The organism is Motilibacter deserti (genome assembly GCF_011250635.1).
GTDB classification, from domain to species: Bacteria; Actinomycetota; Actinomycetes; order Motilibacterales; family Motilibacteraceae; genus Motilibacter_A; species Motilibacter_A deserti.
This window is the reverse complement of sequence record NZ_JAANNP010000001.1, coordinates 1090782-1103229: the sequence shown is the minus strand read 5'-3', so window position 1 is coordinate 1103229 and position 12448 is coordinate 1090782. Positions and strand designations below refer to the sequence as shown.

At 74.3% G+C, this 12448-nt stretch carries 8 protein-coding genes and 2 pseudogenes; 6 read left to right on the top strand and 4 right to left on the bottom strand.

Annotation, left to right across the window (positions count from 1 at the left end; translation table 11 throughout):
• Window positions 1-1424, top strand: a pseudogene (locus tag G9H71_RS05095) (hypothetical protein); the annotation flags it as partial.
• A gap of 73 nt (window positions 1425-1497) precedes the next feature.
• Here the strand turns inward: G9H71_RS05095 and G9H71_RS05090 are convergent.
• Entirely contained in the window at window positions 1498-2166 is a 669-nt protein-coding gene (locus G9H71_RS05090; protein WP_166278724.1) for an HAD-IA family hydrolase, read from the bottom strand.
• Window positions 2167-2175: 9 nt separating this feature from the next.
• A complete protein-coding gene (locus tag G9H71_RS05085; protein ID WP_166278721.1) occupies window positions 2176-3396 on the bottom strand; it encodes an MFS transporter in 1221 nt (406 codons plus the stop codon).
• Window positions 3397-3438: 42 nt separating this feature from the next.
• Between G9H71_RS05085 and G9H71_RS05080 the strand changes: the two genes are divergently transcribed.
• Together G9H71_RS05080 and G9H71_RS05075 are read left to right on the top strand one after the other, a co-directional pair.
• On the top strand, window positions 3439-4563 hold the full coding sequence (locus G9H71_RS05080; RefSeq protein ID WP_331272754.1) for an ROK family transcriptional regulator: 1125 nt from the start codon (window positions 3439-3441) through the stop codon (window positions 4561-4563).
• A gap of 63 nt (window positions 4564-4626) precedes the next feature.
• Entirely contained in the window at window positions 4627-5049 is a 423-nt protein-coding gene (locus G9H71_RS05075) for a DUF3592 domain-containing protein (RefSeq protein WP_166278718.1), read from the top strand.
• A gap of 66 nt (window positions 5050-5115) precedes the next feature.
• Here G9H71_RS05075 and G9H71_RS05070 read toward each other — a convergent pair whose 3' ends face one another.
• Both G9H71_RS05070 and G9H71_RS05065 read right to left on the bottom strand, forming a co-directional pair.
• The gene (locus G9H71_RS05070; protein WP_166278715.1) at window positions 5116-5433 is read right to left on the bottom strand and encodes a tetratricopeptide repeat protein; all 318 of its coding nucleotides are present in this window, start codon (window positions 5431-5433) and stop codon (window positions 5116-5118) included.
• Between the two features lie 98 nt (window positions 5434-5531).
• The gene (locus G9H71_RS05065; RefSeq protein WP_166278712.1) at window positions 5532-7007 is read right to left on the bottom strand and encodes an LCP family protein; all 1476 of its coding nucleotides are present in this window, start codon (window positions 7005-7007) and stop codon (window positions 5532-5534) included.
• A gap of 600 nt (window positions 7008-7607) precedes the next feature.
• On the opposite strand from G9H71_RS05065, the gene G9H71_RS05060 reads away from it, so the two are divergent.
• The 3 genes and pseudogenes from G9H71_RS05060 to G9H71_RS23065 all read left to right on the top strand — a co-directional run.
• Entirely contained in the window at window positions 7608-9587 is a 1980-nt protein-coding gene (locus tag G9H71_RS05060) for an N-acetylmuramoyl-L-alanine amidase (protein WP_166278709.1), read from the top strand.
• Window positions 9584-11362: a SpoIID/LytB domain-containing protein gene (locus tag G9H71_RS05055; protein ID WP_166278706.1), complete on the top strand. Its 1779-nt coding sequence runs from the start codon at window positions 9584-9586 to the stop codon at window positions 11360-11362. The genes G9H71_RS05060 and G9H71_RS05055 overlap by 4 nt, the downstream gene beginning before the upstream one ends.
• Window positions 11359-12448: pseudogene (locus tag G9H71_RS23065) on the top strand (hypothetical protein); the annotation flags it as partial. The gene G9H71_RS05055 and the pseudogene G9H71_RS23065, both read left to right, overlap by 4 nt.

Below are 12448 nucleotides of genomic sequence, written 5' to 3'. Positions count from 1 at the left end.
GCGGGCGGGCGCAGCTCGTCCGCGTGCGTTCGGCCGGTCAGCGCCGGGTCGTGGCGCGCGGCTGGTCCGCCGCGCAGCGGTTGGCGGCCCGCGCGGAGTCGCGGCTGCCGCGCAAGGACTGGCGCAGCGACGCGGCGACCGGCGACCTCGAGCTGGCGCTCGGCCCGGTGCTCGACTCCCTCGCGCCGGCGGCCGTGCTGGGCGTCGGCCCGGCGGGCGAGGCGCTGGCCACGCGGGCGGGAGAGCGGGCCGCCGCTGCCGGCCGGCCGCTCGTGGCGGCCGCGTACTCGGACCCGTTGCCCGCAGCCGTCGCGCGGCTCGCTGCCGGGCTGGTCCCGGTCGACGTGCCCGCCGATGCGGCGGAGGTGCCGCGCGCCAAGCGGCGGGAGCGGCCGTACCTCCTCATCGGGCCGGCCAACATGGCGGGCCAGGGCTGGGAGTGGGCGCGGGCCGCTGAGCGCGAGCTCGGGGTCGACGCCGAGGTGCTGACGATCACGCGGGGACACCTCGCCTTCGTCAGCGACACCCGGGTCAGCGCGCAGGACTTCGCGCGCAACCCTTCGTGGCAGCGCAGCTGGACCGCGCACGCCCTCGACACCGCCACGCACGCCCTCCTCGAGGCGGGCCGCCCCATCCTCGGGACGCTGCACGGGCGCGACTTCGCCGCCGACGTCGACGTGCTGCGCTCGGCGGGCGTGGCCGTCGGGCTGGTCTTCCACGGGTCGGAGATCCGCAACCCGCGCCGGCACGCCGAGCTCTACGCCGAGTCGCCGTTCCGTGACCCGCACGAGGAGCTGACCGCCCGCCTGCAGCGCCAGGTCGACGAGCTCGCGCCGAAGGTCGCCGCCTTCGACGGGCCGACGTTCTTCTCCACCCCGGACCTGCTCGACGACGTCCCCGGCGGGGTCTGGCTGCCGGTCGTCATCGACACGAAGGTCTGGCTCCCGCAGCCCGCGCCGTTGCAGCGGCCCGTCCCGGTCGTCGTGCACGCCCCGTCGAACAAGGCGCTCAAGGGCACGGCACGCATCGAGCCCGTGCTCGCGGAGCTCGAGGCCGAGGGACTGATCGCCTACCGCCGGCTCGAGGGCGTCCCGCCGGAGCAGATGCCGGCCGCGCTGGCCGACGCGGACATCGTGCTCGACCACTTCGTCATCGGGAACTACGGCGTTCTGACCTGCCAGGCCATGGCGAGCGGCCGGGTGAGCGTCTCGCACATCGCCGACCGCATACGCGACCGTGTCCCCGCGCCGATCCCGACGATCGAGGCGACGGCCGGCACGCTGGCCGACGTGATCCGCGGGATCTGCGCCGACCGGGACGCCGCGCGCGCCACGGCGGCGCAGGGGCCAGCGTTCGTGGCCGAGTTCCACGACGGGCGCTACTCGGCGCGCGCGCTCGCCCCGTTCCTCGGTATCGACTCCTAGCTCGCGCCGGCACGGCGGCTGCCCTGACCGGCGCGCGGCGGCACTGACCAGGCCTAGGCGTGACGGGCTCGTCTCAGCCCGCGGGCTCCGACGTCGAGCGCGAGACCGTCACCGCCAGCCCGCCGGTGGTCGCCTCCACGCTCACGGCCGTCAGGTCGGCCACGACGACATCGGCCGACCGCAGCGCGCCCGGCTCGTGGGACGTGGCGACGCCCAGCGTGCGCGCCCCGGCGGCGCGGCCCGCGGCGAGGCCGGCCGGCGCGTCCTCCACGACGAGGCAGCGGGAGACGTCGACGCCGAGCGCGGCGGCGGCCTTGAGGTAGCCCTCCGGGTCGGGCTTGCCGACGGAGACGTCCTCGGCGCCGACCAGGACCGCGGGGACCGGTAGCCCCGCGGCGGCGAGCCGCGCCCGCATCAGCCGCTGCGAGCCCGAGGTCACGGCGGCCCACCGGTCGGTCGGCAGCCGCGGGAGGAGCACCCGGGTCGCGGGCAGCGCCACGACGTCGTCGAGGTCGGCGAGCTCGAGCTCCTCGAGCTCGACCGTGGCGGCCGCGCGTTCCCCGACCGGGAGCAGGTCCGCGATCGTGTCCTCCGAGCGCCGGCCGTGGCAGACCCGCAGGATCTCCTCCGCGTCCAGCCCGCGCCGGCCGGCCCACGTCCGCCACGTCCGCTCCACGACGGGCGTGGAGTCGACGAGGGTGCCGTCGATGTCGAAGAGCAGCGCGTCGACCTCGAGCCTCATGGCAGGAGGCTAGGACGGCAGGAGGCCAGGACGGCGGGAGGCACGGCGGCGCCCCGCGAGGACCAGCAGGACCGCGACCGCGGCCAGCCCGGCCCCGGCGTACGCCACGGCCGGAGGAGCGGCACTCTCGAGCACGCGCCCGCCGAGCAGGCCGCCGCTGGCGATGCCGACGTTCCAGCTGCTGTTCACGACGCTGGGGGCGAGGTCGGGGCTGTCGGGCGTCGCCCGCAGCGCTGCCGTCTGCAGCAGCGTGGGCAGGGCGCCGAAGGCGACGCCCCACACGACGACCGCCGCTGTCGCCGTCCACGGCGAGGAGGCCGGGCCGCCGAGCGCGAGGAGGGCGGCGACGGCGAGCGCGAACGCCGCCGTCAGGCCGCTGTGCAGCCGCCGGTCCGCGAGCGCCGCTGCCGCGGCGAGCCCGACCAGGCTGCCGGCGCCGTAGCCGAGCAGCGCCGCGCCCAGGGCGGGCTCGGGGACGCCGGCGTGCAGCAGCAGCGGGCTGATGTAGGTGTAGGCGGTGTAGTGGCCGAGCGTGAACACCATGATCGTCAGGGCGACCGCCGCCAACGCCGGCCGCCGCAGGGCATCGCGGACCGGCGGGTGCGCCCCCGTCGCCGGCGCGGGCGCGGGGGGCAGCACGCGGGCGGCCGCGAGCGCGAGCACCAGCAGCCCGATGCCGGCCAGGGCGAAGGCCCAGCGCCAGCCGACAGCAGTGCCGAGGAACGTGCCGATCGGGACGCCGAAGCTGAACGCCAGCGCGTTGCCCGCGTTGACGTACGCGATCGCCCGCCCGGCCTGCTCCGGACGGACCGCGGTCACGGCGAGGGCGACGACGACCGAGAAGACGCCAGCGTGCGCCAGCCCCGCCAGCACCCGGGCCGCCAAGGCGACCCAGAACTCGGCCACCGCCGCGACCACGAGGTTGCTCAGCGCGTACGCGAGGAGCACGGCCCCGAGCGCCTTGCGCCGTGGCCACCGGACGAGAAGCGCGGTCAGCCTGATCGAGCCCACCACGACGACGACGGCGTACACCGACACCAGCAGCCCGAGCCGGGACTCGGAGACGCCGAGGCCCGGGCCCATGACCGACAGCAGGCCCACTGGAAGGATCTCGGTCGTGATCGCGGCGAAGACCACCGCGCCGAGCAGGGTGAGCACTCCGAACGGGAGCCGGGCGGGTGGCGCCGACGCGGGTGACGCAGGAGCCGGCGGAGCGGTGGGCGAGGGCACCCTCCCATTAAACTCGGCCTACGAGCTTTATGGGAGGCGGACGTGAGCAGGATCGGCGGGCGGGCGCTCGCCCTGCTGCAGGCGGTCCACGCCGACCCCGGGCTGACCCGGGCGGACGCGGCCCGCCGGCTCGGGTTCGGGACCGGAGCCGTCACCGAGCTCGTCGGCCGGCTGGTGGCCGACCGGCTGCTCGCGGAGGCCCCGGCACCGCCCAGCGGCTCCCGTGGCCGACCCACGCGGCACCTCGTCGCCCACCCGCACGGCCCCGTCGTCCTCGCCGCGTCCATCACGCACGAGTCGTGGCGGCTCGACGCGGTCGAGCTCGGCGGGGCCACTCTGGCGACCGTCGCCGAGCCGCACGCAGGGCGGGTCGACGAGGTCCTGCACGCGCTGAGCCGGGCGGTGGGGGAGCTGCGCTCACGCTTCCACGACCGCGTACGCGGCCTCGGCGTCGCCGCCCCCGGGACCGTCCTGCAGGGCAGGTACCTCGACGCCGCGATCCTCGACTGGCACGGCGTGGACCTGCACGAGGTGTGGCCGGAGGCCGAGGTGCTCGTCGTGGACAACGACACGACGCTCGCGGCCCTCGCCGAGGGACGTCGGGGCGCAGCGGTCGACGCCGCGCTCGCCGTGCACGTGCGCGTCGAGGCCGGGCTCGGCGGCGCGGTCCTCGAGGCGGGACGGGTGGTGCGCGGCGCCCGCGGCGTGGCTGGGGAGTTCGGCCACATGCCCTTCGGGGACCCGCAGCTGGCCTGCCCCTGCGGGGCGCGCGGCTGCTGGGGGATCGCGGTCGACGGCACGGCGCTGGCCCGGCTGCTGCACGCTCCACCTCCCGCGAACCCCATTACCTACGGCCAGCGCGTCCTGCGCCGGGCGCGCAGCGGAGACGCCGGGGCGCTCGACGCGGCGCAGGACGTCGCCGACACGCTCGGGCGCGGGATCGCCGGGCTGGTCAACGCGCTCGACCCTGACCTGGTGATCCTCGACGGCCTGGCGACGGACTTGCTGGAGGCCGCGCCCGAGGCGCTGCGGGCCGCCTACGTGGCGGGGCTCATGGCGTTTCGGCGGGACGCGCCGCCGCGGCTCGTGCCCGCCGAGCTGCGTGAGGCCGGGCCGCTGGTCGGGGCGGCCGAGCAGGTCTGGTCGGCGCTGTGGAGCCGGTTGTAGCAGCGCGTGCAGGTGCTCGTGTGCGGCATCCCTGCTGTCCTGGCCGTCCGGCATCCTGTCCGCATGCGCGCCTCGGTCGGGTCCTTCGAGCTCGTGGCGGCCCTGTTCGCCCTGGTCGGAGCGGTGTTCGCGGCCCTGGGGACTGCGATCCTGCTGTCCGGCCGTCGCCGGGCGAACGCCTGGATCCCGGTGCCGGGGACCGTGGTCGGCGCGACGTGGGACCGCAACAACGACTCGCGATATCTGCGTGTCGCCTACACCGGCCCGGACGGGGTTCCTCGCACGTTCGTCAACCGCTACGGCTCGACCATGCTGCGCGCCCCCCAAGGGCGGCAGGTCCGCGTGCTCGTGAACCCGGCCGAGCCCGACGACGCCGTCCTGGCCGGCGCGCGGCACGGGGGCGGATGCCTCGGCCTCGTCCTGGCCGTCCTCGGAAGCGGCTTCGCCCTCGCCGGGCTGCTCGGCCTCGTGGCTGCGCTGCGCTGAGCCCGAGCGCCGGCGAGGACAGGCGCCACTACAGGATTCGACTCCGACGGAGCCTGCCGACCGGGGTCAGGCCGCCTGGCCCAGCGCCGCGGCCAGCCGGCGCTGGCCCTCGGCCGGCTTGCTCTGCCGCTCGAGCACCCGGGCCAGCGCGAACTGCGCCCAGCCGTCGTCGGGGCGACGGCCCACGAGCGTGCGCAGCGCCGCCTCGGCCCGGCCCAGCTGGGCGGAGGCGAACAGGGCGCGCGCGTAGAGCTCCAGCGCGCCGACGTGCTCGGGCGCGGCGTCGACGACCGGCCCCAGCACGCGGGCCGCCTCGACGGGCCGGTTCATCGCGAGCAGCAGCTCGCCCTGGCGGAAGTCGGCGTAGAGGGTCTCGGGGGTCATGGCTGCTCCTTCCGCAGGCCGCGGGCGGCCTCGGCGGCCGCCCGGTGGCCCTGGAACAGCGGAAGCAGGCAATCGCTTCCCGCGGGCGTCGCTCGGCGTCAGGCGCAGGTGTCCGAGAGCGCGGTCCGCAGCTCGAGCGGGCTCGCGGAGGGCGACGGCTTCGCGTTCGCGGAGCCGACGCGTACGGCGCGGACGCCCTTCCAGTCGCTGCCCACGACGAGCTCGAGCGTGCCCCACAGCCCCTCGACCTGCTCGGACGTCGCGCCGAGGACCGACGTCGTGAGGGTGCGGCCGGACTCGTCCCACCGTGGGTCGTAGCGCACGACGGTCTGGGTCACGCCGGTCTCGTCGGCCAGCGCGACGTCCTCGACCTGGAAGCCGCGCTCGCGCAGCGCGTCGGCCGCGGTCTCGGCGTCGGCGAGCGAGCCGGTGCCGGAGAGGACCTTGACCTTGACGTCGGCCGGCGCGGTCTTGACCGACGGGGTGGGGGTCGTCGAGGGCTTCGGCGTGGGGGAGGGGGTCGACGTCCGCTTCACCTTCTGGCCGGGCAGCGGCTGGTCGGTGCGGACGGCCTCCCAGATGCCGTCCGCGGCCGAGGTCCAGATGAGCCGGTTGCGGTCGACCGGCCACTCGGCCGTGGGAACGGTCGTGAAGGCGATGTTGCCCAGGCCGATGTCCTGCACCTCGCGGGCGAGCTTGGCCAGCGACGTGATCGACATGTCGGTCGTCAGCGACTTGGTCGCGGCGTCGAGGAAGCTGTAGATCTTGTCCGGGCGGGCGAGGATGCCCTTCGACGTCGCCTTGCGGATCATCGCGGCGATGAACAGCTGCTGGCGGACGGTGCGCTGGGTGTCGGTGCCGTCCCCGATGCCGTAGCGCAGGCGGACGTAGTCCAGGGCCTTCTCGCCCTTGAGGTTGTGCGGGCCGGCGGCGAAGGAGATGTTGCCCGTCCGGTCGTTGATCGCCTCCGGGATGCAGACCCGGACGCCGCCGAGGGCGTCGACCATGGAGGTGAAGCCCTTGAAGTCGACGACGACGTAGTCCTCGATGCGCACGTCGGTGACGTGCTCGACCGTCTTCACGGTGCAGGCCGCGCCGCCGATCGTGAACGCCTCGTTGAACATGTGCAGCGCGCCGTCGGACTCGTACTGCGAGCCGTCCAGGGCCTTGCAGTCAGGGATCTCGACCATGGAGTCGCGCGGGATGCTGACGCCGTACGCGCTCTGCCGGTCGCCGGACAGGTGCAGCAGGATCGTGGTGTCCGAGCGCTGGTCCTCCTCGTCGCCGCCGACGAAGCTGTTGTCCCCAGCTCGGGTGTCCGAGCCCATGACGAGGATGTCGATCGGCTCGTGGTCCTCCTCGACGGCGGGCGCGTTGGTCGGCCGGTCGGTGCCGAGCGCCTTGTCGATGGACTGCTGGTTGATGTTGCCGTCGAGCCGGCGGTAGAGCAGCGCGGCCGCCGTGCCGACGCCCACGAAGGTGAGCGCCAAGGTCATCGTGAGCGCGACGAGCACCCGGTGCCAGACACGGGGGGCACGGGCGTGGCGCGCGCGGATGCGGGCGGAGCTGCGCATGGAGTCCTTCGGGTCTAGCCGGAGCCGACGGGGGCCCGGCGGGGCACGTAGGGGGCGTCGCGAGCATCAACGCCGCAGCGGGGCGGACCGTTTCCCAGGGTACCGGCGGAGCCCCTGCCCGGCCGGGACCTGTGGCATACCTCTCGTCCTGCCCGGGTTTGCCGGTCATGTCGGGCGGTCCTGGCTGCCGGCGGAGCGGGAACGAGCGCTCAGGGCGCCGGAGACGGCGACACGCCGCGCAGGTTCGCCGAAATCCGTGAGGGATGTGCAACGCTCCCCGGGGGAGACACGGCGGTACTCCTGTGACTAGAGTGACGACTGCCGACTCCTGGTGCATCCGCACGTGCTCATCCGAAGTGAGGGCCTCTCGCGCTCAAGACGGATGCAGCTCCTGCCGAGGAGCAGGGGACGGCGCCCGCGGATCGGTGCCGGTCACCGCCCGACGCGGCGTACGGCTCGTCCTCGCACAGATGAGGAGGCGTCGGCGCCCGGTCGAGGTTGGTCGTCCGGCGGCGCTCCGTACGTGGACGACCGTCGCCGGTCCTGCCGGCCGGCGTCGATCGGCCGGCCGCTCTGCCCGCCCCGCAGCAAGGAACGCACGTGCGCCCGACTTCTGCTCTGCTCGCCGTCGGCATCGTTCCGGCGGCGTTCGCCTTGCCTGTCGTCACCCCGCCCGCGCCGAGCGCGCACGCGGTCAAGCCGCAGGTCTCCGAGCTCGCCCTGTCCGGCGTGGACGCCAAGGCCGCCGCGGCTCTGGGCGGCGTCAGCCGGCTCTCGGTCGGCGGGGTGAAGCCCGCCGTCCTCACGCCGCCGGTGAGCACCGCGCGCTTCGACCTCGTCGCCATCAGCTGGGACAAGGGCAGCGAGGCCGCCGGCACCGCCATCAAGGTCCGCGTCCGCGAGCACGGCACGTGGACCTCCTGGGAGCCGCTGGAGCAGGGCGACGACGGCCCGGACGCCGGCACGTCGGACGCGGCGACGCAGACGCGGGCGGCGACGGCGATGCTGCTCGTCGACGGCGCCGACGGCGTGCAGGTGCGCGTCGACGCCGTGGGCGGCAAGGCGCCGAAGGACGTCAAGGCGCAGCTGATCGACGGTGGCCGGTCGAAGGCGGACGGCCGCCTGCCCGTGCGGCCGGCCTCGGTCGCGCACGCGGACGTCGCGGTCCCGCCGATCGTCACGCGTGCCCAGTGGGGTGCCGACGAGAGCCTGCGTGGCCGTACCCCGAACTACACGGGCACGCCCAAGATCGGCTTCGTCCACCACACGGCCTCGACGAACAACTACACGCCGGAGACCGCGGCCGCCCAGGTGCGGGCGATCTACGCGTACCACACCAAGGTCAACAAGTGGTCCGACGTGGGCTACAACTTCCTGGTCGACAAGTTCGGCACGATCTACGAGGGCCGCGCCGGTGGCATCGACCGCGCCGTCCTCGGCGCCCACACCGGGGGCTTCAACTCCGACAGCTTCGGCGTCTCCGCGCTCGGCAACTACGACACCGTCGACGCCCCCGCGGTGATGACGGAGTCGATCGCCCAGGTGCTCGCGTGGAAGCTGTCCAACGCCTACCGCGACCCGAACGCCTCCGTGACCGTCACCAGCGCCGGCGGCGGCACCTCGCGCTACAAGTCGGGTGCGAAGGCGACCGTCCCCGTGGTCGCCGGCCACCGCGACGTCGGCGCCACCGCGTGCCCGGGCCGCTACCTCTACGACGACCTGCCGGCGATCCGCGCCCGCGTCGCCGAGCTCATGGGGCCCTCGATCTTCGACCCCCTGACCTCGCCGACGGCCGTGACCGCGGTCGCCTCCGGCACCGCCGCGGACGGCACCACGCTGTTCACCGCACCCGCCGGCAACGTGACCGTCAGCGCCCGGACCTCCGAGCCGCAGCTGTGGAAGATGTCCGTCACCAACGCGGCCGGCACGGTCGTGCGCGGGCAGAGCGGGCACACGACGTACGACCTGCCGAACATCACGGCGACCTGGGACCGCACGGTCGGCGGCAGGCCGGCCCCCGCGGGCGCCTACACGGTGACCGTGAGCGGCACGACCGAGGGCGGCGTGCCCGTCAAGTCCTACGTCTCGACGTTCACCGTCAAGGCCTCGGCGCAGGCGCCCGTGGTCGCGCCCCCGGTCCCGGCGCCCAAGGAGCCGCCGATCATGGCCAAGGTCTACACCGACGCCGGCGACACGACCTACAACGGCCGCAAGTTCTCCACGTCCTGCCAGGACTTCGGCGCGCTGCACCGCTGCTCGACCTACGTCACCGCGACGTACTACGTCCAGGGCAAGGGCAGGGTCCTCAAGAAGTACGGCAAGGTCTTCTCCGGCTGGGGCTACACCTCCCCGGCGACGGCGAACTGGGACACCAGCCCGTACGCGACCCCGGGCGAGAAGGTCATCAGCGGCAAGCGCTGGAAGGTCACCTGCACCGCCGACAGCGGCCCCCGCCGCTGCCGCAGCGACGTGCTCACCAAGGTGCTCACCCCGGTCAAGGGCAAGGGCGGCAAGGTGACCTACAAGGCCGTCGAGGTCTGGAAGCTCAACCGCTACGTCCGGCTGACGGTGGTCCGGTGACCCGGCTCGTGCGCGGGCTCGCGGGCCTCGCGGCCGTCGGCCTCGCCGCCTCGCTCGCGCCCGCGACGGCCGCACCCGCCATGGCGGCGGCGCGCGCCGACCTGCCGGTGGCCAGCACGGTCACCGTCACCGGGGCCGGCTTCGGCCACGGCGTCGGGATGAGCCAGTACGGCGCGTACGGCCAGGCCCAGGAGGGCCGCAAGGCAGAGCAGATCCTGCCGCACTACTTCAGCGGCACCACGGTGTCCGCGGCGCCCGACGCCCGCCCGATCCGGGTCAACCTCGCGCACGGGGTGAGCAGCCTGGCGCTGTCCAGCGAGGCGCTCGAGAGCGGTGGGGGCGCCTGGCAGCTCACGGTCGACGCGACGTCGGTCATCCTCGGCAGCGGTGACCGCGCCACCGTCACCTCCAGCGACGCGACCGTCGTGGTGGCCGTCACGCGGGGCGACGGCACGGCCGAGCAGTACGCCGGGGCGAGGGTCGGCGTCGAGTGGTCCGGCGGTGCCGGCGCGCTCGCGGGCGGCCCGGCCACGATCGTCAAGGTCGGATCGGACCAGCTGCGCCGCGGCACGGTCGAGATCCTCCCATCGGCCGCGTACGGCGGGTCGAAGGGGCGGCTCGAGGCCGTCGCGGTGCTGAGCCTGCACGCGGAGTACCTCTACGGCCTGGCCGAGGTCCCCTCGTCGTGGCCGACCGAGGCGCTGCGTGCCCAGGCGATCGCCGCCCGGTCGTACGCCCTCGGGATCGTCCTCGCCAAGCCCGCCGGCACGCGCGGCTGCGGGAACTGCAACGTCTACGACACCGACGCCAGCCAGGTCTACACCGGGTGGAAGAAGGAGGGCGAGCGCTCCGGCTCCACCGTGTGGGGCGACCGCTGGCGCTCCGCGGTCGACGCGACGACGGCGGGCGCCGACTCGGGGCTCGTCGTCAAGGACGCGTCCGGCAACCCGATCCGGACCTACTACTTCTCCTCCAGCGGTGGCCGCACCCGCAACAGCGAGTGGGTCTGGACGTCTGCGCTGAGCTACGCGAAGTCCGTCGACGACCGCTGGAGCACCGGCTCCTACAACCCGAACCGCTCCTGGACCGTGAACTTCGCTGCGTCGAAGGTGGCTTCAGCGTTCGGCGTTTCCGGAATCGCAGCTCTCGCCGTCACGGCGAAGGACGGCTCGGACGCCGCGACCACGGTCACCGCCACCGACGCCACCGGCGCGACCAAGCAGCTCGACGGGGAGACGTTCCGCACCCGGCTCGGCCTCAAGTCCGCGTGGGTCCGGTCGATCAGCCTCGACGTGCCTGCCGTCGTCACCCCGCCGCCCGCCGCGCCGCCCGCGGTCGACCCGCCGTCCCTGTCGATCGTCTACCGCCAGGCCGGCGAGCGGGTGCACAACGGCCGGCAGTGGCGCACGACCTGCATCGACTACGGCCAGACCCATCGGTGCACCGCCTACGCCGTGGCGACGTTCTACGTCCGCGACAAGGGTGCGAAGGGCGGCTACGCCCGCCGCGTCGACTTCAAGCCGATGGCCACCGCCTACGACACGCCGGCGACGGCAGCGTGGGGCCGCAGCCCGTACGGCAAGGACGGGACGTGGAAGGACGCCAAGGGCCTCACCTGGAAGACCACCTGCACGCCCGACGCCGGTCCGCGCCAGTGCACGGTGTCGGTCAACAAGAAGCTGATCTCGCGGGTCAAGGTCAAGGGCGGCTACAGGTACGTCGCCAAGCCGACGTGGGTCGTGCAGCGCTACGTCCGCCTGACGGTGCCGCGATGAGCGCCCCCGCCCGCGGCGCGGCCGCCGTCGCGATCGCGCTCGCCGTCGTCGCCGCGCCCGCGGCCGTGTCGGCAGCTGCGACGGTCAAGGCCACGCCGACGCCCACGCCGGCTGCGACACCGGCCCCGACGGCCACTCCGACTCCGTGGCCCACGCCGACCGTGCCGCTGCCGCCGGCGCCGGCGACCCCGCAGTTCCCGGAGTGGATCGACGACCTCTCGGGCTACGAGGAGCAGAAGACCTGCGTCAAGACCGCCCAGCCCGGGACGGTCGGCCTGCAGGAGCTGCTCGCCGCGACGTACCCGAGCATCTCCGGGTTCGGCATCACGCGCGCCTGCAGCAAAGCGATCAGCGAGCACCACGAGGGCCGCGCCCTCGACGTGATGCTGGACGCGAGCGACCCGGAGGAGAGCGCGACCGCCCAGTCGATCGTCAACTGGCTCACCGCGCCCGACGCCCACGGCAACCAGGCGGCCGTGGCGCGCCGGCTCGGCGTCATGTACATCATCTGGGACAAGAAGATGTGGCGGTCCTACCGCCCGGACGCCGGCTGGCTGCCCTACAACGGCGCCGAGGCGCACTCGGACCACATCCACGTCAGCCTGTCCTGGGCCGGCGCGCTCAAGCGCACCACCTGGTGGTCGCTCGACCCCATGACGACGCCCGGCATCCACCTGCTCGACGGCACGTGGTGGGACGTGACGTGCACCTACGGCACGCCTCCCGCGGCCACCTGCGACGCCAAGGTCAAGAACACCCGGGTCGTCTACAACGCCGCGAAGAAGCGCTACGAGACGGTGACGGGCTGGACCCGCGACCGGACGACCTTCCTCGACGTCACCTCGCCCACGTGGGACGCGAACGGCATCACGCACACCGGCGAGTTCACATCGACCGCCGGCCGGGCCTACAAGATCTCCTGTGACGCCGAGGCCCCGGCCCCGCGGACCTGCCAGGTCTTCATCAAGTCCACCGTGGTGGTGCAGACCTCGGCCAAGCCGACCTACCGGCGGCAGGCCGACTGGGTGCTCACGTCGGTCGTGAAGCTCACGGCCCCGCAGGCGCCGGCCAAGCTGAAGGCCACCC

Bases quoted from the DNA above. Each gene is read 5' to 3' on its own strand.
- G9H71_RS05065 (WP_166278712.1), bottom strand. From the start codon at position 7,007: ATGCGCAGCTCCGCCCGCATCCGCGCGCGCCACGCCCGTGCCCCCCGT.
- G9H71_RS05090 (WP_166278724.1), bottom strand. From the start codon at position 2,166: ATGAGGCTCGAGGTCGACGCGCTGCTCTTCGACATCGACGGCACCCTC.
- G9H71_RS05070 (WP_166278715.1), bottom strand. From the start codon at position 5,433: ATGACCCCCGAGACCCTCTACGCCGACTTCCGCCAGGGCGAGCTGCTG.
- G9H71_RS05075 (WP_166278718.1), top strand. From the start codon at position 4,627: ATGCGCGCCTCGGTCGGGTCCTTCGAGCTCGTGGCGGCCCTGTTCGCC.